The sequence below is a fragment of the Myxococcus sp. CA056 genome (assembly GCF_013336715.1).
GTDB classification, from domain to species: Bacteria; Myxococcota; Myxococcia; order Myxococcales; family Myxococcaceae; genus Myxococcus; species Myxococcus llanfairpwllgwyngyllgogerychwyrndrobwllllantysiliogogogochensis.
Map to the genome: position 1 here is coordinate 380,054 of NZ_JABUMT010000002.1, position 20,573 is coordinate 400,626.

At 66.9% G+C, this 20,573-nt stretch carries 19 protein-coding genes; 8 read left to right on the forward strand and 11 right to left on the reverse strand.

Features of this window, described 5'->3' with window-relative positions:
* The first annotated feature begins 10 nt into the window (after positions 1-10).
* The 4 genes from HUA76_RS09250 to HUA76_RS09265 all read left to right on the forward strand — a co-directional run bounded on the left by HUA76_RS09250 (position 11) and on the right by HUA76_RS09265 (position 4,778).
* Positions 11-1,198, forward strand: coding sequence for a trypsin-like serine protease (locus tag HUA76_RS09250; protein ID WP_254614110.1), 1,188 nt, complete (start codon positions 11-13; stop codon positions 1,196-1,198).
* Positions 1,199-1,273: 75 nt separating this feature from the next.
* Positions 1,274-2,407: a DNA gyrase subunit B gene (locus HUA76_RS09255; RefSeq protein WP_174453796.1), complete on the forward strand. Its 1,134-nt coding sequence runs from the start codon at positions 1,274-1,276 to the stop codon at positions 2,405-2,407.
* A 945-nt stretch (positions 2,408-3,352) separates the two neighbouring features.
* Complete coding sequence (locus HUA76_RS09260) at positions 3,353-3,865, forward strand: hypothetical protein (protein WP_254614111.1); 513 nt, start codon at positions 3,353-3,355, stop codon at positions 3,863-3,865.
* Positions 3,866-4,097: 232 nt separating this feature from the next.
* Positions 4,098-4,778 (forward strand): DUF1361 domain-containing protein, encoded by a 681-nt coding sequence (locus HUA76_RS09265; protein WP_254614112.1) that lies wholly within the window; start codon positions 4,098-4,100, stop codon positions 4,776-4,778.
* A gap of 87 nt (positions 4,779-4,865) precedes the next feature.
* Here HUA76_RS09265 and HUA76_RS09270 read toward each other — a convergent pair whose 3' ends face one another.
* The 5 genes from HUA76_RS09270 to HUA76_RS09290 all read right to left on the reverse strand — a co-directional run bounded on the left by HUA76_RS09270 (position 4,866) and on the right by HUA76_RS09290 (position 9,731).
* Complete coding sequence (locus tag HUA76_RS09270) at positions 4,866-5,141, reverse strand: hypothetical protein (protein ID WP_254614113.1); 276 nt, start codon at positions 5,139-5,141, stop codon at positions 4,866-4,868.
* A gap of 226 nt (positions 5,142-5,367) precedes the next feature.
* Entirely contained in the window at positions 5,368-5,829 is a 462-nt protein-coding gene (locus HUA76_RS09275; RefSeq protein WP_371823453.1) for a hypothetical protein, read from the reverse strand.
* Positions 5,830-5,978: 149 nt separating this feature from the next.
* The gene (locus HUA76_RS09280; RefSeq protein ID WP_174453800.1) at positions 5,979-7,478 is read right to left on the reverse strand and encodes an HAD-IG family 5'-nucleotidase; all 1,500 of its coding nucleotides are present in this window, start codon (positions 7,476-7,478) and stop codon (positions 5,979-5,981) included.
* Positions 7,479-7,629: 151 nt separating this feature from the next.
* Positions 7,630-8,145 (reverse strand): hypothetical protein, encoded by a 516-nt coding sequence (locus HUA76_RS09285; protein ID WP_174453801.1) that lies wholly within the window; start codon positions 8,143-8,145, stop codon positions 7,630-7,632.
* Entirely contained in the window at positions 8,142-9,731 is a 1,590-nt protein-coding gene (locus HUA76_RS09290) for a hypothetical protein (RefSeq protein ID WP_174460630.1), read from the reverse strand. Before HUA76_RS09290 ends, HUA76_RS09285 begins: the two co-directional genes overlap by 4 nt.
* A gap of 340 nt (positions 9,732-10,071) precedes the next feature.
* On the opposite strand from HUA76_RS09290, the gene HUA76_RS09295 reads away from it, so the two are divergent.
* From HUA76_RS09295 to HUA76_RS09305, 3 genes are all read left to right on the forward strand, one after another.
* Positions 10,072-11,172: an HAD family phosphatase gene (locus HUA76_RS09295; RefSeq protein ID WP_174460631.1), complete on the forward strand. Its 1,101-nt coding sequence runs from the start codon at positions 10,072-10,074 to the stop codon at positions 11,170-11,172.
* Between the two features lie 213 nt (positions 11,173-11,385).
* On the forward strand, positions 11,386-11,661 hold the full coding sequence (locus HUA76_RS09300) for a TraR/DksA C4-type zinc finger protein (RefSeq protein ID WP_174460632.1): 276 nt from the start codon (positions 11,386-11,388) through the stop codon (positions 11,659-11,661).
* Between the two features lie 107 nt (positions 11,662-11,768).
* The gene (locus tag HUA76_RS09305) at positions 11,769-13,211 is read left to right on the forward strand and encodes a S28 family serine protease (RefSeq protein WP_174460633.1); all 1,443 of its coding nucleotides are present in this window, start codon (positions 11,769-11,771) and stop codon (positions 13,209-13,211) included.
* A gap of 134 nt (positions 13,212-13,345) precedes the next feature.
* Here the strand turns inward: HUA76_RS09305 and HUA76_RS09310 are convergent, their stop codons facing one another.
* The gene (locus HUA76_RS09310) at positions 13,346-13,729 is read right to left on the reverse strand and encodes a helix-turn-helix domain-containing protein (RefSeq protein WP_141646175.1); all 384 of its coding nucleotides are present in this window, start codon (positions 13,727-13,729) and stop codon (positions 13,346-13,348) included.
* Positions 13,730-13,863: 134 nt separating this feature from the next.
* Here HUA76_RS09310 and gstA point away from each other — a divergent pair, with 134 nt between their 5' ends.
* A complete protein-coding gene (gstA, locus tag HUA76_RS09315) occupies positions 13,864-14,472 on the forward strand; it encodes a glutathione transferase GstA (protein ID WP_174460634.1) in 609 nt (202 codons plus the stop codon).
* A 118-nt stretch (positions 14,473-14,590) separates the two neighbouring features.
* Here the strand turns inward: gstA and HUA76_RS46410 are convergent, their stop codons facing one another.
* The 5 genes from HUA76_RS46410 to HUA76_RS09335 form a co-directional block, all read right to left on the reverse strand.
* Positions 14,591-15,160 carry a DUF6438 domain-containing protein gene (locus HUA76_RS46410; RefSeq protein ID WP_371823473.1) on the reverse strand — a complete coding sequence of 190 codons (570 nt, stop codon included), beginning with the start codon at positions 15,158-15,160 and terminating at the stop codon, positions 14,591-14,593.
* Between the two features lie 209 nt (positions 15,161-15,369).
* Positions 15,370-16,128, reverse strand: coding sequence for a hypothetical protein (locus HUA76_RS09320; RefSeq protein WP_254614114.1), 759 nt, complete (start codon positions 16,126-16,128; stop codon positions 15,370-15,372).
* Positions 16,129-16,166: 38 nt separating this feature from the next.
* Complete coding sequence (locus HUA76_RS09325) at positions 16,167-17,516, reverse strand: DUF4150 domain-containing protein (protein ID WP_254614115.1); 1,350 nt, start codon at positions 17,514-17,516, stop codon at positions 16,167-16,169.
* Positions 17,517-17,603: 87 nt separating this feature from the next.
* On the reverse strand, positions 17,604-18,620 hold the full coding sequence (locus tag HUA76_RS09330) for a DUF2381 family protein (RefSeq protein WP_217439513.1): 1,017 nt from the start codon (positions 18,618-18,620) through the stop codon (positions 17,604-17,606).
* Entirely contained in the window at positions 18,541-20,520 is a 1,980-nt protein-coding gene (locus HUA76_RS09335) for a serine/threonine-protein kinase (protein ID WP_174460637.1), read from the reverse strand. The genes HUA76_RS09330 and HUA76_RS09335 overlap by 80 nt, the downstream gene beginning before the upstream one ends.
* Positions 20,521-20,573: the final 53 nt, after the last annotated feature.

Below are 20,573 nucleotides of genomic sequence, written 5' to 3' on the forward strand. Positions count from 1 at the left end.
GAGGCGTGCCATGACTCCTGGTTTCAGCATGACGCACCTCTCCTCGTGTCGCGGCCGTCCTCCTGCTCGCATGGTGTTGCTGGTGCTGGTGGGACTGGTCGCGTGTGCGCCCGTTTCGGAAGCGCCCGAGGTGCGAGATGTTCCTCCAGGCCAGGTGTCGCGTCGCATCGTCCAGGGCACGGACGCGCCCGACGACGTCGCCACCGTGGCACTGCTCGCTCGCCGGACACGGTGCGGCGGAGAGTCACCGTTGCTGCTCTGCTCTGGAGTACTCATCGCGCCGGACGTGGTGCTGACAGCGGCGCACTGTCTGGACCTGTTCGGTGCGGAGGGGGCGCACGAGGTGTTCTTCGGGACGGTGTTGTCGCCGACGCCGGAGGTCTCGGGCCGCTTCATCCGCGTCTCTCGCGCGACCATCCATCCGAGCTATGTGCCGAGCACCCACGCCTATGACGCGGCGCTGCTGCGACTGGCTGCTCCTGTCGATGTCGCGCCCGTGCCTCTTCCCGCTGTCGGTGTGTCCATGTCCGTGGGCACGCACGTGCGAGCCGTGGGGTATGGCGACACGAAGGACGCGAATGCGCCGTCGGGCCGTCGGCGCCACGGAGCGCTCCAGGTGACGAGCGTGGAGCCCGCGGCCTTTCGAGCAGGTCCCGCACCGGGCATGAGCTGCGTGGGTGACAGCGGAGGCCCCGTGCTCGCGAGCGACGGAGTCCTCATCGGGCTGACTGTGAGCGGTGACGTGGCCTGTCGTGCCGAAGCCGTCAACGTGCGAGTGGACGCGTTGCTGGAGGACTTCATCCGCCCGTTTCTCGCGAGCGCTCCACCGGCGCCGGAGCCCACGCTTCAGCCCGAGGCGCTGTGCCGTGAAGCCTGCGAGCGAGACGCCGAGTGCCCCTCTGGACTCACCTGTGTCGCGACGGAGGGAGCCCCGGGTCGCTGCCTCCTGCCCGCCCTGCGAGAGGGCTCATTCGGTGCGACCTGCACCGAGGATTCCGCGTGTGGAGCGGGAGGGCGCTGCGCCCGGTTGGAGTCGCAGGGAGACGACGCTTGTCGTTGTTTCACACCCTGCACACCCCTGCCTCCCGACCCCGAGCCCGAGGCACCGGACGAGGCCTCCGGGGGAGGCTGTTCCAGTGCTCCAGGGCTCGTGATTTTCGGGGTGTTGGCGCTGGCGGGAGTCAAGCGGCGGCGTTGATTTCGGCCCTCGGAAATCGCGCTCCGCGGGCGATGGGCACCTGAGTCCTGGAGCCGTGTCTGGTATTGTCCAGACATGAGCCACAGCGGAGAGGAATTGCGTCAGGCCATCCGCCGGCGGCCGGGAATGTACATCGGCGACACGGCGACATACGGCCTGTCCCGGCTTGCTGAATCCCTCCTCTTGCTGGGAGTCATCGCGGGCAGGGAAGGGCGGGTGCGGGAGATTTCGCTGTCCCTGGGGGTGGATGGCTCCTGCGAGATTTCCTTCGATGGCTGGCCATGGCCCCTGGCTTCCGGCACGTCGCCCATCGCGGATGTCGGGCGGTGGCTCACGTTCGTGAACTTCGACATGAATGCGGTGAGGCCGCCCGGAATGCCCCGAGGCGTCATCTTTCCGGTGCCCCATGTGGACCTGGGACTCGTCAACGCGCTCGCCTCGTCGCTCGAGGTCGTCGCCTGGGTCGGGGGACAGCGCTGGCGTCAGCGTTTCAGGGAGGGGCTTCCCCAGGGCGAGCCGCACGCCATCGCACCCGGCGCGAAACCGTCCGCCTCGGACTCGGGCCTCCACATCACGTTCATGCCGGATGCCGCCATCTTCGACCAGCCCCACCGATTCGCAGTGGAGTGGTTGAGGGATCGGCTTTCCTCGTTCTCAGCCTTTCACGCGGGCCTCACCTGGCGCTTCCGCGACGCGGTGTCCGGGCTCGACGAGTGCTACCGGCGCGAGCGGGGACTCCCGGACTTGTGCGCCGAGTTCTCCGAGCCCTCGCGTCCCATCCATGCGCCCTGGAGCTTCGAGGGGCAGGCGGGCACGACGCGGGTGCGGCTCGCGCTTCAGTGGGGCGAAGCCCCTGGCTCCGGGGTGAGGTCGTGGGCGAACGTGCGCGAGTGCACACGCGATGGCACGCACCATGACGGGCTCCTGCTGGGCTTGCGCAAGGCGCTGCGTGCCAGGATGAAGGCCCGTGGCCCGGAGCAGGAGGCGCTCTCCTTCACGGATGCCGCGCTGTTGGGACATCTCACTGCCGTGCTGGAGCTCGTCGTGCCTGACACCGTGTGGTACGGGCCCACGCAGGAGCAGCTGGCGAATCCGGAAGCGAAGGCCGACGTCGCTCAGCTCGTCTCGACCTGGGTCGAACAGTCGCTCGCGAGTCATCCGGACCTGGAGTCACGGGTGCTGGCGCTGTCGGGAGTGCCTCGGAGCTGAGTCAGGAATTCGGTCCACGGCGACGCCCGAGCCCGCACTGAAGCGGTGGGTCGTCCGTGGGATGAAATGACACGAAAGGGGAGGCTTGAGCGCGCCCGAGTGAACAAGCCGTTTGAGTCTGATTACGAATCAGGTGCCGCACCCGCGGCGTCACCCCCATAAACAAGTGGAGGTGGACGGACTCGAACCGTCATTGATGAGCGTGTAGGACCTTTTCGGACGGGCGCGCTCAGTTCACAGTGACGCTGAGGCGCCGGTTTTCCTGACGGTTGTTCTTCCCGCGATTTGAAGCCTCGCCTCGGCGGTGGCGCACGACGCCCCGAAGGCGCGCCCCGTGCTCATGGCGCGGGTCGCGACCTCCGGAGCAGGGTGTGGCTCAAGCTACCCACAGGCGCCGGGCACACCGGCTCCGCCGCAGGTCTTGGGCGGGATGCAGGTGCGGGCGCACGACGAAATGGGAGGAGGGCATGTGCCGCAGAACGTGGTGCGTGTCTTGCCGCAGGAGTCGGCGCCGGTCACGTGTCCGCAGGACTTGATGTGGTGGGCGCAGAAGACCATGTCCGATTCCGCGGTGCAGGTGGGCTTGGAATTGGAGGAGGCGAAGGCGAAGGGGTCGCTCTTTGACGCGGGGGCCGTGGAGCCCGTCTTGAGTCCGCTGCAGGCCGACAGGAGAAGCAAGGACAGCAGGAGGGTGGTTTTCATGGACGACCTCGGGTGCTGGTTGCGTGTGGCGATGCGGATTCCGCATCCCAGGCTGCGAATTCCGCAGAGGGTTCATCCCCTGGCCTGGTTGCGTGAGAGCACGGGGTGGTGCTCCCATTCAGCGCTATGCAACGACACGGCCAGCCGACGCGGGAGTCCGTGGATGCGCGTTTGGTCTGTCCGACGTGCGCGCATGTCGTCCTGGTGGGCCCCGAGGAGCGCTGCGCGGAGTGTGGAGGCTCCTTGACGGAAGTCCTGCGCGCGGCCCGAGGAGTGCCGCCGCGTGCGCTCACGCGGGCGCAGCGTCAGGCCGTGTGGCGTCCGGCGAGCAGCTCGCGGCACGCGCTGGGCACCTTCCTGCTCACGGTGGGCGTGTTGATGGTGCCGGTGGCGGTGGCCTACCTGCGGCCCCTGGGCGTGCCGGCCGCCATCCTCGGTGGGCTCGGGATGGTGCTGCGGCGCACGGCCTGGCCCCGGGCGCTCCGGCGTGAGCAGCGTCAGCGATTGCGCGCGCTGCGCTGGGGACTGCCCGCGGCGGCGGAGCTCACCCGCGTGGAGCGAGACTTCGTCCCGTCCGTGAAGGCGGGCAGCGTGGCGCGGCTCGCGTATGTCTTCACCGTGCATGGTGAGCTGCTGCACGGTGACATGCCGTCCCCGCACGCCCTGGATGTCCAGCGTCGCCCCGGGGAACGCATCTGGGTCGTCTATCTTCCCGAGGACCCTCGAGTGAGCGCGCTCTGGCCGCCCGGCCCTTGAGGGCCACCGAGCCCTCGAAGACCGGGCCCGCGCGCGGCCGTCCGCCGAGAAGGGAACCGAACCTCCGTGAACGGGGTCATCTGAACAGGGCGTTGGCCCACGCATTGCTCAAGGTCGACGGCAACGGGCTCCGCTGTCGGAGCTCCCTGGCAACATCCACTCCTGGCGCCGTCCCACCGTGGTCCCCGGGCCACGGGGTGCGGCTCCGTCACCGCACGCCATGTCCACTTCCATGTCCTTGCTGTCCGTGTCGCGTCGCCATGGCCTGCTGCCCGCGGTGCTGTGCACCGTCCTCGCGGCGTGCCTGCTGGCCATCCGCCTCGACTGGAGCGAGCGCGCCAGCTTCGCCTTCCTCGCGTGGAACCTGTTCCTCGCCTGGGCCCCCTACATCCTCGCGCTGTTCGCTCGGGTGCTCATGGTGCGGGGCCACGGACGCGGCTGGGTGCTGGCGCCGCTCGCCGCCGGCTGGCTCGCGCTGTTCCCCAACGCGCCCTACCTCCTCACCGACTTCATCCACCTGCACCAGCGGCCCGTCGTCCCGCTGTGGTTCGACGCGGCCCTGCTCGCCCTGTTCGCCGCCACCGGGTGGATGCTGGGCCTCTTGTCCCTGGAGATATGGAAGCAGTGGCTGGAGGAGCGCTGGGGCCGGTTTGGCGCCTGGGCCTTCGTCGGCGTCACCTCGCTCCTGTGCGGCTATGGCATCTACCTGGGCCGGGTGGAGCGGTGGAACAGCTGGCACGTGCTCACGGACCCCGGAAGCCTCTTCGCGTCCATCGGCGCCCACCTGCGCGAGCCCCTGGCCTTCCCGTACCTGACGGGCCTCACTGTCACCTTCTCCCTGCTGCTGCCCTTGTCCTACGTCGCCTTCGAGGCCTTCGTCACCCGCCTGCGCCGCCAGCGCGCCGTGAGCTGAAGTCCGCCCCTGAAACGACGACACCGCCCGCGCCCGGTGCTTCCGGACGGGGCGGTGTGGCCGTGGAAAGGGGCCCTGGTTGGGGTGTCAGCCGCCGTGCAGGCGCGCGCGATTGCGCGGCCCGCCCCGATGCTTGATGGCCATCTCGCTGGGCGCCTTCTTGCGCCCGTTCAGCGACGTGCGCCGCCGCTGCTGGCTCTTGGGCTCATGTGACTCCGCCGCGGGGCCGAGCGTCACTCGCGACAGGTTCTTCGTGCGGCGCAGCGCGGCCGCCTCATCCCGGGGGAGTGTCTTCCGCCCGTGGCTGGCCTGGACGTTGGGCTGTGCTTCGTCCGCCGAGGCCACCCGTCGCTTGTTCTTCATTCCCGCCATTTTGGTCCGAACCGCCATGATGCCCTCCTTCCCTGGTGAGGTAAGGACGGAGCCACGGCGTTTCCAACCCCCTCCAGGGACGGAAGCAGGGGCTGTGCTCCGTGCTTGGAAGCCGCCCAGCCGCTCCGTCGTCCCCCCGAGGGAGAGGGCCCGGCCACGGGGTCGACCCGGAGCCTGGAACCCGCTGCCCTCGGCGGAAGACTTCAAACCGCCTGCTTCACGTCGACGAGCGCTTGCCACGCCGGGGCGGGCGGGTGCTGGTCGTCGTCTCGGGCGGAAACAGCCAGCCCTCCTCGCTGTGCGAGACGCTGGTCGTCTGCGTGGACTCGCTGGCCTCGGTCTCCAGGTGCAGCCCCCGGCAGCCCCGGCACCAGGACTGGGGACGGCGCTCACCGCGCATGATGCGGTAGCCGAAGTCCTGCTCCGTGGGGCCCACGTGGTCGCAGCGCGGGCACTGCTTGAGCGACGTGACGCCAATCTCCTTGGCCTTCTCGCGGCCATGCGCCACCACCAGCGCCAGCGCCGCGGCGAAGCCCACCCGTTTCTCCGTGGCGACATGGAAGCTACGGGCGCGCCTGCGCCCTCCACGGCCGAGCACGGGCTTGAGGTCCATCCCTCCGAGCAGGTTCCGCTGCTCGAGCACGCGCGTTGAAGAGCTGTTCTGGTTCGAGTGGCTCACCCCCCAACTCTTAGCTGGGGGGTCTGACACGGCCTTTCAGAGGGGAAATGCCTGCCCGCCCCTCGTTCAGGGGCACTGAACGAAAATCCAGTGATTCCGCGCACCTGGGTTGTCTGCCTGGGCAGGCAGGCAGGCCCGGGCGCGCCTGGCTACTCGGCGTCCGCCATGCCGCCGCCGCTGTCGGTGGCGGGGAAGACGGGGGTGCCGCCGGGGAGGCTCGGGTCGTGCGGCAGGCTGCCGCGCGGGCTGCGCAGGTACACGAAGGGCGTGGCGAACAGGAAGTTGGACACGCGTGACGTGTAGATGTCCGCGTAGCGCTCCACCTGGCGGGCCAGGTGGCTCTTGTCGTTGCCCGCGCGGGTGAGCAGGCCCCAGATGGGATTGGACAGCTCGGTGGCGGCGCGGGCCATGGGGCCCAGCTCCGCGTCCAGGGCCTCCAGGGACTCGCGCAGCTCACCCAGCCGGCTCACCAGCTCCGTCTCCTGCGGGGCCTCCGTCCGGGGCCCGTAGTCCGCGCGGCGCCGCTGGAGTTCCAGCCGCAGCTGGCAGCTCTCCCACTCCAGCTTCTCCTTGAGCACCATGCGCTCGGCGAGCCGGACCTCGGTGGCGCGGAAGCCAGCGATGGCGCGCACCTCGTCCTCCAGCTCGCGGAGGATGAGCGCCGTGCGCCAGCGCAGCGCGCTCTTGGACACGTGCACGTCGCCGAACATGTGGTCGCCCACGTAGAGAATCTCGTCGCCGCTCACCCCCAGGTGGCGCTCCAGCTCCAGCGCGCTGCCGCCGAAGTACGGCGTGCCGGGCTTGAAGGGACCGGAGTGCGGACGCAGGAGCGCCTCGCCCTGGGTCTCCACGACTTCGAAGAGCGCGGAGCGGGTGGTGAAGAACTCCGGCTTGCGCGCGGACACAATCACCACGTCGAACAGCTGCCGCCACGTCATGCCCGCGGGCAGGTGCTTGTCGAAGGCGAAGTGCATCATGGGCTCGGTGTAGGCCCACTCGCTGTTGGTGATGAGCAGGAGCTTCTTGCCCGCGTTCTTCTGGTCCAGGAGCGCCAGCGGCGTCTCCGGGTCATCCAGCACGTAGCGCTCCGGGTCGGCGATGATTTCCGCCTTGAGCTGACCCTGCATGTGCGTGGCGTCCAGATTCTTCCGCACGTGCTCGTAGAGGTCCGCGTAGCCCATGGGCCCCGGCAGCTGCCCCGCGTCCAACCGGTCCACCAGCTGCGAATAGAGACACGCCTCCGACAGCGAGAAGAGCGTGTTGAGGAACACCCACCGGCGCTCGTGCAGGTCGATGACGGTGTGGGAGTACTCGTCGCGCTGGGAGATGAAGTCCATGGAGCGCGTGCCGTGCAGGGCCTTCTTCACGAAGCCAAAGCGATTGGCCTTGAGCAGGTTGCCCTTCTCCGTGTCGATGATGAGGCCCCGGATGGCGAGCGCCGGGTCGAACTGGAGGTCACCCACGGGCCAGCCCTGCGCCACGAGCCTGTCTCGGATGTGCTCGTACGCGCGGCGTTCCCACGCTTCCACGCGGTAGTGGATGAGCGTGTAGTCCATGTCGTAGCCCACGGCCTTGATGGCGCGCAGGTTGAGGGTGCGGTTGCAGAACAGGCCCCGCTCGGGCGGGGGACCGGAAGGTTGCGGGCGCATAGGAGTCCTGGCTTGCCCCGTCCCGCGCCAAAAGTCGATGCCTGTCTTCGGCCTCGTCGCCTGCCGCGCACAAGCTCCGCGCCTCTCCCGTCCCGTCCATGGCCAGGCCCTCTTTCGGGGGCCGGGCCCATGCCCCGACGGGGTGAGGGCTTCAGTACACCAGCCGCAGATGGGGGAGCAGGGGACGACTCCCCTGTCGCTCGGCGCCGAGCGACCTGTCCAGGTCCAGGTGGATGACGGCCCGGCCATTGCGCTCCAGCGCGGCGCCTTCCAGCTTCAGGCGGAGCGGGGCACTCCGGGCATCGACGAAGCCCGCGGAGCCATCGGAGCCCTCGAAGGCGCCGAAGTCATCCAGCGTCACGGTGGCCTCCAGCGCGCCACGGGCCTGCTCGGGCATGAGCCAGAAGTACGCCACCAGGTGCGCATGGGTGGCTTTGGCCACGTCCATCCGCTGTGAGGACGTCAGCAGCTCCGTGCGCAGCGGCACTCCTCCCAGGGTCACCTGCACGGCGTTCGCGGTCAGGTAGGTGGTGGAGAAGCGATTCGAGGTTCCCTGGAGGCGCAGCTCATAGCGCCGAGGTTCCGGGGCGCTGTCTCCACACGCGGAAAGGCCAACACCCCACAGCAACATGACGAACGGGAGGATTCTGGAAACGGTCTTCTTCATGGAGAGCTCCTGGGCTGGAGCTGCTCCAGCGCATGGGATGGCGTCGCGCGGCTCCGAAGGGAGAAGGGCAGCGCGACATCGAGTCCCCGGCCATTGGCTGCGCCGAGGTGTCGTTCGAGACGTGACAGGGTCTGGGTGCGGCCGAGCGTGGTGGAGGCGTCGAGCAGCAGGCGCTGAAGCTCTGGCGTGCCACCGAACAGCCGTTGGTTGCAGACCCCGGTGAGCGTCTGTCTGGCCAGGGCGTGCCGGGTGGCCTGCTCCTCGGAGCGCTGCTCACCGCCCAGGGTGAAGGCGGGTGACGACCAGAGCAGCCGCAGCGCGTCCTCTTTCGTCACGATGGCCGGAAGGAGTCCCAGCTTCACGGGACCCGGGGCCAGACAGCGCTCCAGCGCGGCCTCGTGAGTCATGTAATAGCCCGCGGGGCGGACGGCGGGCGTCGCGCCCTCCGTGGGAGGGAACGCGCAGGACGCCATGTCTCCGGCGGCCAGCGACGTGGTGCTGCCCAGGAGCGTCGCGCCGCCGTTGACCAGGTCCACCTCGAACAAGGCGTCGAGCGTCGGGTCCGACGTGTAGCAGTAGAGCAGGTACGTCCCATCCTGCTGGAAGGCACAGGAGCAGGGCTGAATCCCCACGTTGCCCAGGACGGGACCAAAAACGGTGAGGACGCCGGTATAGGGGTCGAACACGCTCATCCGGGCCAGGAAGCTCTGGTAGCCGTAGATTTTGTTGTCCAGCGGGTTGGTGGCCCAGGCGGTGGGCGTCGTGGTGGGGAGGGTCCCCTGGCCCAGGATTTCGAGGGTGCTGGTATTCAGGCGCAGCCAGTGGCTCCCCAGGAATGAACCAATGACATAGCTGCCATCCTCCATGATGGTGCCGACAATCCATTCCTGACCAGCCAGCTCCGGCAGGCCTCCCAGGTCCTCGATGTTTCCCGCCCGGTCGACGCGGACCACGTGGGGAATGGGGTCGCCGGACAGGTTGCGATTGCTGATGGCATACAGATAGCCGTCGACATGGCTGAGCCCCATGGCGTCGTAGCCGAACTCGGTGGTGCTGGAGACCGGGGTCGTCGCGAGGGTGACCGGGTCCAGGGTCATCAACTCCGTGTTCGTCCCCGCGCTGGAGGACACGTAGATGGTGTCATCACAGACGAAGGTGTCGGCAGGCACGCACTGGACTCGCGCGGAGCACGTCGCCATGCCCTGGTCCCAGCCAATCTGGAGTGTGTCCGTGAACTCCACCGATTCCGACGGAGGCACTTGTCCGATGCGCGCGCAGTCCTCCAGGCTCTCCACGGTGACGGTGAACTCGTACGTCAGGGAGTCATTGACGGGAATCGTCACCGGGGGCGGAGGCGTGAAGGACCAACCCAGGGGCTCCAGCAATGGGTCCGTCGCCTGTTGGAGGGTGGACGGGAGCGTGGGATGGATGTTCCTCACCACCTGTCTGAAGGTGAGCGTGGCGGGGTACTCGCGGATGACGAGGTCAGACTGCTCGTTGACGCTGACCTCACAGTCGAGGTCATGCGCGGTCGCGAGTGATGGAACCAGAAGTGATAACAGCAACCACTGTTTTTTCATTCGCATGGAGCGCGGCCCGTTCAATCCACATGCCCAGTGTGGAACCGGACCCGACGCTTGTCCGGGAGGATGACGAGGTGTGGGTGCCCCCGCTGGGAAGACGAGCCAGCCAGGCAGGGCTCATCCCTGTGTGCAGGTGATGCGCGGATGGAGGACAGCTGTCAGGGAAACATTTCCCCACGGTGTCGACCGTTCATTCTCAGTCTAGGGTGGCGGGGACCCATGTCCCCTCCGTGAAGCACCGCGTGTTTCCGGTCCTCGACGGAACGATGGAAACCCATGGGGGGATGCGCAGGTTGCGGCGTGAGGCCGCTCGTGACGCACATGGCCTCTTGGGGGGAATGCCATGGACGGAGCTTCGCTGCGGGGAACGCCGGGCCGCGGGTATCGATGGGAGCCTTTGGCCCGCTCCTGGCTGGCGGTGACGTTGTGTGCCCTCTTTGTCTCGGTGGGCTGCAAGTCCACGCAGCACGTCGCCCCGGAGCCTTCGACCCTTGCGCGGGGCGGCTCGGGGCTCTCCGGACAAGGGGACCCGTTGCCTTCGTGGAACGAGGGGCCCACGAAGGCGGCGCTGCTCGACTTCGTGGAGCGTGTCACCCGTGAGGGCGGGCCCGACTTCGTTCCCGCCGAGGCGCGCATCGCGACCTTCGACAATGACGGCACGCTGTGGACCGAGCAGCCCCTCGCCGTGGAGCTGGCCTTCGTCATCGACCGCGTGAAGGCGCTCGCGCCCCAGCATCCCGAGTGGAGGCACCAACAGCCCTTCCAGGGCGTGCTCGAAGGCGACCTCAAGGCGGTGGCCGCGAGCGGTGAGCGCGGGCTGATGGAGCTGCTGGCGGCGACGCACTCGGGTGTCACCACGGAGGCGTTCGACGCCACCGTGAAGGATTGGATTACCACGGCGAAACACCCGAGGTTCAACCGGCCCTACACGGACCTCGTCTATCAGCCGATGCTGGAGTTGCTCGCGCTGCTGCGGGCCCATGGCTTCAAGACCTTCATCGTGTCGGGCGGCGACGTGGGCTTCATGCGCGCCTGGGCCGAGCGCGTGTATGGGATTCCCCCCGAGCAGGTCATCGGCAGTCGGGCGAAGCTTCGCTACGAGGTCCGGGATGGCGCGCCGGCGCTGCTGTTGTTGCCGGAGCTCGACTTGATGAACGACAAGGCCGGCAAGCCGGTGGGCATCCAGCAGGTCGTCGGTCGGCGTCCGCTCGCGGCCTTCGGCAACTCGGATGGGGACTTCGAGATGCTCGAGTGGACGACGTCGGGCAAGGGGCCGCGCTTCGGGCTCTTCGTCCACCACACCGACGCGGAGCGGGAGTGGGCGTATGACCGGAACGCTCACATCGGGAAACTCTCGCGGGGACTGGACGAGGCGCCTCGGCGCGGCTGGTACCTGGTGGACATGAAGAAGGACTGGAAGGTCATCTATCCCTTCGAGCAGTAGCGGCAGGGCCGCCGGGCAGGCGTGCGGGCCGGATTTCCGCAAGGGCTGCGGACGTCCTCGAGGGGCGCGCAAGCCTTGCGGGTGGGGGACGACGGGAGGCTCTGGAGTGACGTGGCATGCTTTCTGAAGTGCCCGACCTCCACTCTTCCGCTGGGAAGGACGGTCGCGGTGGACGCGACGGATGCGCCCGGCGTGGGGTGGCGGGAGTGAAGCATGGACAGTCTGGCTCGTGAGGCGCGGGACGCCCTGGTGCAACGTGGCGAACGCCTGAGGTCTCGGGCCCGACCCCCGCCGAGTGTTCCGGAACCTGGCACGCTGCTCTCCGAAGCGGAGCGACAGGAGTTGCTCGACATCGACGCGGCGCTCCAGCGAATCGCCGGGGGCCAGTTCGGCCGCTGCGAGCGGTGTGGGGGTGCCATGGGGAGACATCGCCTGCGCGCGATTCCCGAGGCGCGCTACTGCATGACGTGCGCGGCGTTGGGGCGCTGAATGCGGGAGGCCGTGCGCAGTTTCGCGCGGTGACGGGTTGATGCGGCACCAGGGCCGGCGCTCCACGCGCGAGACGTGGAGTGAGTCGCATCGCGAGGAATGTTCCCATGAAGAAGACGGGTGGTTTCAGGGCGGCCTGGCTGCTGTTCGCCGCCGTGGTGTCACAGGCCTGTGGTGGAGCGGAGCCAGTCGAACCTGGAGTCGTTGAGCCTCCCGCGCGAGAGGTAGGGGTGCTGGAGCGAGGGGCGGAGTCGGACGACATCCTCGAGCGGCTGCGAGCGATGCCCGACGTGGTGGTGGCGAGCGAGAAGGTCTCGCCCTTTCCGAATACGCGCTTCTTCACCCTCTGGTTCGCCCAGCCCGTGGACCACCGGGCTCAGGACGGCGAGTGGTTCTGGCTGCGCGCCACGTTGCTGCACCGCTCGTTCGATGCGCCCACGGTGGTGCATGGCACGGGCTACGCCATTCGCACGACTCCCGGTCAGTCCGAGCCGACGATGTTGCTGGATGCGAACCAGTTGTCGGTGGAGCAGCGCTTCTTCAGTCCCTCGCGGCCCGAGTCGGCTGACTGGACGAAGCTCGACATCGAGCAGACCGCGGGCGACTACCACCGCATCATCCAGGCCTTCAAGCCGATGTACCCCAGGCGCTGGCTGACGACGGGCGCGAGCAAGGGCGGCATGTCCGCCGTGTACCACCGCTACTTCTACCCGGACGACGTGGACGCCACCGTGGCGTACGTGGCCCCAAGCCTCCATGGACTGAAGGACAAGCGCTTCGTGCGCTTCCTCGACCAGGTGGGCAGTGAGGCCTGCCGGGCGCGACTGCGGGACTTCCAGCAGGACGCGTTGCGCCGCCGTGAGGAGCTGCTGCGGGTGCTGGAGTCGTATGGAATGGAGTTCAATCTGCTGGGCATGGACCGCGCGCTGGAGTTCGCCATCGTCGAGTCGTCGTTCTACTTCTGGATGTACGAGCGTGAGTCTCGCTGCGACACCGTCCCGCTGCCCGGGGCTCCGGCGAAAGAGCTGATCGACTTCGTCGGCAACGTCACCCACATGGACGTCAGCTATGCGGACTCGGGCGTGCTCTACTACGCGCCCTACTACTACCAGAGCGCGACGGAGCTGGGCTGGAACCGCTTCCCCACGAAGCACCTGCGCGGCCTGTTGAGTTATCCGCGCCAGGACGTGCCCGCCACGTACCTGTCATTCCCCGTGCAGGTGCCCTTCTCCCAGGGACTCATGCGCGACGTGGAGCGCTGGGTTCGTCAGCAGGGTGAGCGGATGTTGTTCATCTATGGGGAGACCGACCCTTGGTCCGCCGGGGCGTTCGAGGTGCGCGAGCGCAATGACTCGTTCCGATTCACCGCGCCGAACACCAACCATGAAGACGCGTTCATTGGCTACCTGTCCGCGCCCGAGCGCGCCCAGGCCCTGTCCAGGCTCTACGCGTGGATGGATGCGAAGCCGCTTCCGGAGGAAGTCTCCGCCCTGACGTCGACGAGGCTGGAGGAGGTGGCTCCGCTGGTGGATGGACGGCCGCCGCTGTAGTCGGGGGCTCGCGGGACGTGTCCTGAACGTCCCCCACAGGGCCCCAGTGGTGGGGCCCTGTTCGTTGCTCTTCACGGCCTCCGTGGCCCTGGTCGGTGGAATCGTCGGCCACGAGGCCTCCTTCCAGCCGCGTCTCATCGCCGAGAGGAAGGTTTGTCGTGGCGATGCGAAGCGAGAGTCATCTCGCGCAGCCGGGTGCCCACCCGGACGATGGAGTCAATCACCGGCACCAGCTCCAGGCCGAGCGAGGACAGGGCGTACTCCACGGAGGGCGGCGAGGTGGGGAGGACCTCGCGTGTCACCGCGCCCTTCGCCGTCAGCTCCCGCAGCCGCGTGGTGAGCACCTTGGGTGAGATGCCGGGGATGTCGTGGAGCAGCTCCCCGAAGCGCCGGGGGCCACCGGAGAGCTGCCAGACGACGCTGGTGGTCCACGCTCCGCCCAGCAACGACATGCAGGCATGAATGGGACAGCCCGGGGGCGGGGGTGGGGCCTTGCTCTTCCTCAGCTTCAGGGACATGGGCGGTTACCGCGAGGTGAGTGGAGTTACCAGGAGGTGAGTGGAAAGTGCGCTTACCTTAGTCGCGTTGCTATCCAAAGGTAACCAGGCCCGTTAGGGATGTGCCGTCGTTCCCACTCACTCCGAGGAAGCCAATGAAGCTCTATTTCGCCCCGGGCGCCTGCTCGCTGTCTCCCCACATCGTCGCGCACGAGGCGGGGCTCGAGCTCCAGCTCGAGAAGGTCGACACCCAGACGAAGGTCCTCCAGTCGGGCGGCGACTTCTGGAAGATCAACCCGAAGGGCTATGTGCCCGCGTTGGAGCTGGAGCCGGGCGAGGTCCTCACGGAGGGCCCCGCGCTCGTGCTGTACCTGGCGGACCTGCGGCCCGAGGCGGGGTTGGTGCCCGCGGAGGGCAGCCGTGAGCGCTACCGCGTGCAGGAGATGCTCGGCTACATCAACTCCGAGTTGCACAAGACGTACGCTCCGCTCTTCCAGCCGACGACGCCGGACGTGACGCGCGAGGAGCGCACGGTGTACCTGTTCAAACGCTACAAGCTCATCGAGGAGCGCCTGGCCACGCGCGCCTATCTCTTCGGTGACACCTTCGGCATCGCGGATGCCTACCTCTACACCGTCACCCGCTGGGCGAAGTACGTGAAGGTGGACCTGTCCGGCTTCCCAAATCTCATGGCGTTCATGGAGCGCGTCTCCGCGCGTCCGGCGGTGCGCAAGGCGCTCGCGGCCGAGGGGCTCCCGGTCTGACGTCCTCTGGCCCCGGCGACGCTCAACGGGCCTGATGTGCGGGGCAGCGGAGAGGGTGGGCGGTCGTGGGCTCCAGGACCGCCTCGTCGAGGAGGCGCGTGGCCGTCTCATCCATCCCTCAACACCCACCATATCCCTTCACACCGGTTGCACATCCAATCCAGCGAGAAGTCCCGAGCAACTCGTCGATCAGGTAATCCACCCCACCAAGCAGTGGCGTCTCTCCCTTCGAGATGAACTCAGCATAACAAACAGGATTCACCACCCCTACCTCTGGAGCTGTCAATACGACTCCCGCAAACCCGATGACACCATGAGGACAAGTAAAGAAACTCGCAGTGTCGCCTCCGTAGACCTCCGCGGTACGGACATGCTCGGCGAGAATCGTCCTGAGACGTCCAACCTGCTCCCCAGTCAATTGGGAATCCCTCCTCCCTACGACCTCCACGTGCTCCATTCCCTCATACACAACGCATCCATCGTCATAGACATGAACATCATAAACGGGACACAACCCATCACATCCCGTACGCCGCATTCCGACGATCAAGCCCTTGTGTTCCGTCGCCCTCTCCGTGACGGATGACGGAGGCGTGTGCAGGTGACTCGACCGGCACCCGACACAGGCCATCCACACGCTCAGGACCACCCAGAGGAAGCTGCTCCCGTCCCATCTAGCCGACGTCATGGATGTGGCCTCTTGAGATACGGCAGTTTGTGTTTCTCGAAACAGCGCCTCTTCCACTGCAGGGCAGTATCATGGGTGAGCTCACGCGCTCAGGCCCTGTCCAGACTCTACTCGTGGATGGATGTGAAGCCGCCTCCGGAGGGAGCCTCCGCTCTGACGTCGACGGGAATCTGGTGAAATCTCGCGGGTCATGCGAATGGCGACCCTCGTCAACCACCGCTCAACTCCTGCTGATGGTCCTGGATGATTTCATCAAGGAGCGTTTGCTGGGCCTTATCACGTGCGCGCACTTCTACGCCCGCTCTTGGGATCAATGTCGAAGGCGCCCTGATAAGGGCGACCGCGCCGCGCTCCGCGTGTTCAAGAGGAATGATTGACGACGAGGCCCCGAGTTCCGTTGGAGCGAATCCCAAACGTGCGAAGAACTCGTAGGTCCTGGCCGGAGCCTCGGGATTCGGCCCAAGGTTATAGGTCTGCGTTTGTTTCCGAGGAGCGGCCTCCAAGCTGACCCTGGCCACGATGACCGCTCGTAGCAAGTCGGAGAAAGTCGGGAAGGGCTGCTCGGCCGCGACCTTGCTGCTCACTAAATCCTCTTCGTGAATGCGGAGGATGGCCGTGTCACGCCCGTCCGGTGTTGGGCGGGAGAGATCAAAGAAGTCGTCCGGGTGACGGCCGTTGTAGTCGTCCTCACCCATGGCGAATTTGAGGTAGCGGCGAGAATCGGGCCGCTCGCGTTGATAATCTTCAAGGTCCTCTAGCAGGGCCGAGATTGAGGTTGTCCCCCACATCAACCGCATTTCGCCGGTCGATGCACCCATGGTTGCGAGGAACTCGCGATACAGGCCAGGCAGCGCGTCGAGTCCTCCATGTGGCTGGGCAAGCGCGGTCATCTGGTCGGTCGTTGCTGGTTCGAAGCCATGAGTGCTCCCGGGCTTCCATCGCTCCATGAACGCGAGTAGGCCCGTCATCGACAAGGCAGGAGGGGACCTGAGAATCGTTGACCAGGTCATGCGCAACTCTGCTTCTTGAAGTCGCACCGGGCCATGAACAGCGTGTCCTGACACGACTGGCAGGAAAGGACAGTGACCTCCTTTTTGCGCTTCATGTCACGGCGCTCTTCGACATACTCGCCGCCCTTGTCTTCCATGATGTCGGCGGCGCTCGGAGGCGTCCAGGGCCCCTCGGACGGCGCGAAGCCGATGGGGCCGCGATAGGGCACATTGAATTTCACCTGCTTCTTCTCACTGGAGAAGGAGAAGTAAATCTCGGTCATCGAATGCGCGACATGACCGCTCGCTCCGATGAGTTTGGCGCCTGCACAGGTTCCAGGGACATTGTTGTATCCACTCTCACCTCTGATGACGTAGTTCCTGGTGTCGTCCCACTGTTTGGCCACCTTGTCGATGGCTTCGGTGTCTCCTGCGGCACACCTTGGGTTGATGGCCATGAAGTCCTCCAGGGTGGAGGCCCGCTCGATGACCGTGCAACCGTGAGCCTCGGCGATGGCCGCGAAGCCGGGAGGCACCTCGTTGCCCGATACCGCGGCGAATCTCCTGCCGGTGAGGCACACCATGACTCCGAACATGTACCCGCCAGACCTGCTGCGACGATGCTTCTCAAGCCCCTCACGTGTCCGCTCAAGGGCCTTGATATACGTCATCCGCTCATCCAGGGTCGTCTGTTTGGGTGGGGGTGATTGACGCCCGAGGCGCTCAAGTTCGGCGACCTTCGTTGTGATTTCCTGGTGGACCTTGGCCCACTCGGTCTCGCGGACCTTGAGGTCCTTGAGAATCTTGTTGGCGACGTCGAGGCTTCCTTCTGGACGCTCAAGCACCGCATGGCTGTCCGCGTCCTTCTGGCAGATGATGCACAGCCCCTCGAAGTCGTCCCCGTACGCGAATCCCGTCCCACCCTGCCCATTTGATATGAACGTGGTGTTGAAGGAGTTGCCGTTGTGAAGGGTGACGTCGAGGTAGCGCACGACGCCCTTTCCCTCGATTCTCACGTCCACGCTGCCGCTTCCCCAGGCCATCTTCCCCTTGAGCTTGGAGGAGACGATGCCGCCCGCCGTGCCCGGCTCATCGCCCGAGCTGATGCTCAACTCGGAGTCGGTCAGTGCCACGGGGTGGCCATTGATGGTGACGCTCGTGCTTCCATGGGTGAGCGTGGAGTCTTGAGCGGAGTTGACGAAGGGGGTGGGCACAGGGCCTCCCGGCGTCGGCACCTTGCAGACGTCGGGTGCGGCCGAGGTGTGCGTGTTACCGCTTCCCTTGTGCAGGATGGCGCGGCCGTTGGCGAAGACCTTGCTCATGCTTCCTCCTTGGCGTTTCGAATCATATCCATGACGCAGGCGCAAATGCGCCCACTGTCGGCACTGCCGTCGACGAGCGCCCTGAGCGCGTCGGGCTGACGCCTGTCAAGGACCGGAGAGGGTGTGCGCCATTCACATCCGAGGGAAGTTCACGGGTCCGATGATGACGGCCCGTGAATCGTTCCCGTCGCGCAGTTCGAGTGTGTAGGTGCCTTGCAGTTCGTCCGGGCTGGCCTCTGTCTCCAGGATGAGCAACACCTCGATGTCGCCAGCGGTCAGGGGCTTCGACTGCCAGGCCCGCAGCTCATGGGAGTGGCGACCCAGGGTGTCCCTGAGCGTGGCTCGGCTCGCGGTCCACGGGAGATGATGGCCGGCTGAAGCCAGCACGAGTGCCACCGCGACGCGGGAGATGCTCCTGAAGACCTGTGCCTCGGTTTCACGAGACAGAATGGACCGGGCCGTTGAGAGGTCCTGACCGAGTGTGTTTCCGAGAATGCCCTGCTCGTTCAGAAGCCCTGTGGCGAAAAGTCCTGTCAGGCCCGTTGGACCCTGCTCAGCTCGAAGCCTCGCGTTCTCCTCGCGCAGCCTCAGAAGCTCGCCCTCGAGCTGGGCGGTCTCGGTCCGGTTGTTGCGCACTCTTGGTGGATCGCTCACGACCTCCACCTGGGCATCGAAGTGCCCCGGGGCCACGACGAGGAGAAAGTTCGCTTCCCTGGGAGTGGAGCCGTCCTCGAAGCGCAGGGTCAGACGAAGCCGCGTGCCTTCCTGGAGTTTGTCCGAGGGCAGGAGCACGAGGGTGTCCTCGCTCATCACCACACGGTGAAAACGCTCCCGTCCCTCCAGCGTGACGGCGTCTCGTGCGAGAGATGTGTCGAACAGGAGCGCGGTGGTGCCCCCGGGACGAATGAAGATCTCGGCAGGTGCTGGGCCCTGTCGTGTCCCCAGGTCGATGCGACGGACCTCCGAGGAAGACGATGACGTGTGAGACTGCGCCAGTGCGGGCTCGCTCCGCATGCTCATGGCGACGAGGCACATCATGAGCGGCAGGAGGGGTCGTGGACGGCTCGTGCTAATTCTCCTCGTCACCGGTCTCCTGGAAGCGACCCACGGCGCGCACGGCGAACTTGTTGGCCACGACACCATGGTCATCGTCGCTGCCTGCCTTGGCGGGAATGCCATACACCCCTCTCTGATTGGGGTCGACATATGACATGCAGACAGGGTAGCTCTTGCCCTCGATTCGTGCCTCGACGACTCGGCCATAGACCCGGGTGGGGGTGACGTAGATGTTCGTGATGAGTTCCGCTCCTCGGCGGAGCGCTCCGAACGTCCGGTCCAGATGGGTCGAGATTCGAGACTCGCGGAGGGTGATGTCCGCATGGGCAAGTCCGGTGTGGTCCCTCTCCCCGATGGAGGCGGAGACCTGAACGCCGATTCGGATGTTGAGCCGGGCCATGGCCTCCCGCGCTCCAGGAGGGCAGTCCTCGGCGGCAGGCACTGGCTGGTGTTTCACCACAGATGGCGAGCCGGCGCATGCGAGCCCCGTGCAAGCCAGGGCTACCTTGGACAGACGGGGCAGGGAGGGGGAGCGCTGCTTCACGGGAGCAGGGGGCGACGCGGACAGGGCGGGGGCCTTCTTCACGGGAGTGGGGTCCTGGAGTGACGGCGCCACGGGGGCGACGGTCGCGGGGGTGGGCTCCGCCATGGGCGAGATCGCGACTCCGCCACTGTGCGGCGACTCACGCGCGCTGGCCAGTTTCTGACCAGTGGGGGAGGTCATTTCATGGGTGACCTGTGGAGTTGTCTGTCTCCACCCGCCCATGAAGCGGCTCCCGAACACGCCCAAAGCCACCACTCCCACCAGCGTCAACAGCAGGCGTCGATAGGGATGGGAATGCAGCCGTCGCGCCTGGCCCTCCAGCGTGGCGTGTCTGGGCGAGGTCCATGGCGCGGGACTCGGTGGTGGACGCAAGGTGCCCAGCACCGTGGCCCACAGTTGTTGCAACCGGGCCCGTGCCTTCGATGGAGGCTTGCGCAGATGTGATGCCCACTCCGGACGGCGCACGCGGCGCAGGGCTTGCGACGGCTCGCCGTCCACCGCGACGAGCGGAGGCTCCGCCCAATCGAAGAGGGGCTCATCCCAGGCCTCGCCGGGTGTGTCTTCCAGGGTGGCGACCAGCGTCGATGCCAGCTCCGCGCCACTCTGGAAGCGGCGCGCGGGGTCCTTGTCGAGCATCCGCTGGAGGAGGGCGTCGAGCGCGGGCGGCGCGCGGGGATTCACCGTGGAGGGCGCGGGCGGCTCCTGCGAGGTGATGGCGGCGCACAGCACGTCCGCCGGCCAGTCGGGGAGGAAGGGGTAGTGCCCCGTGGCGGCGCGATACAGACAGACCCCCAACGCATAGAGGTCATCGGTGGCCACGGAGGTGTAGCGGGCATCCGGATGACGCCAGTGGCGCTGGTGGAAGCGGATGGCCTCCGGGCTGCGCAGGTAGAGCGTCCCCGGGGGCAGGGGACCGGTGGTCAGCGTGGGCGCACCCGTGTACACGCCCGCGCCCAGGTCGATGAGCACCGGGTCTCCCTCGGGGGTCCTCAAGAGGATGTGCTCCGGCTTGAGGTCCCGGTGCAGCACGTCCCCCGCGTGCAGCGTGTCCAGCGCCAGGGCCACGCGACGGAGTGTCTCCAGGAGCTGTCGGAAGGTGGGGTTGTGGTGGTCCGCCCAGACGTGGAGCGGAGGCCCGGGCACCCAGTCCATGACGAAGTAGAAGTGGCCGGTGACGATGTCCGGCCAGCGGCCACAGGCGTGGACCGCCACCACGTTTGGATGCACCGCGCGGTCCAGCAAGAGGGTGAGCTCGCGCAGCGCGCGGCCCTCGGACGCGTCGCGGGCCAGCTTGAGGGCGAAGTAGCGCCCCGGCGCGTCGGTGGGCTCCACGCGATAGACGACGCCATAGCCCCCCAAGCCCAGTCGCTCGATGACGCGCCATCCGCCCGTGATGACGAGGCCCGGAGGAAGGGCGTCCGGATTCATCGATGGGGTCCGCGTGCTCATGGTCGTCAGAGGTCTCCTGGAAGTCGCTGAACCTAGCAGGTCGAACCCTCGTC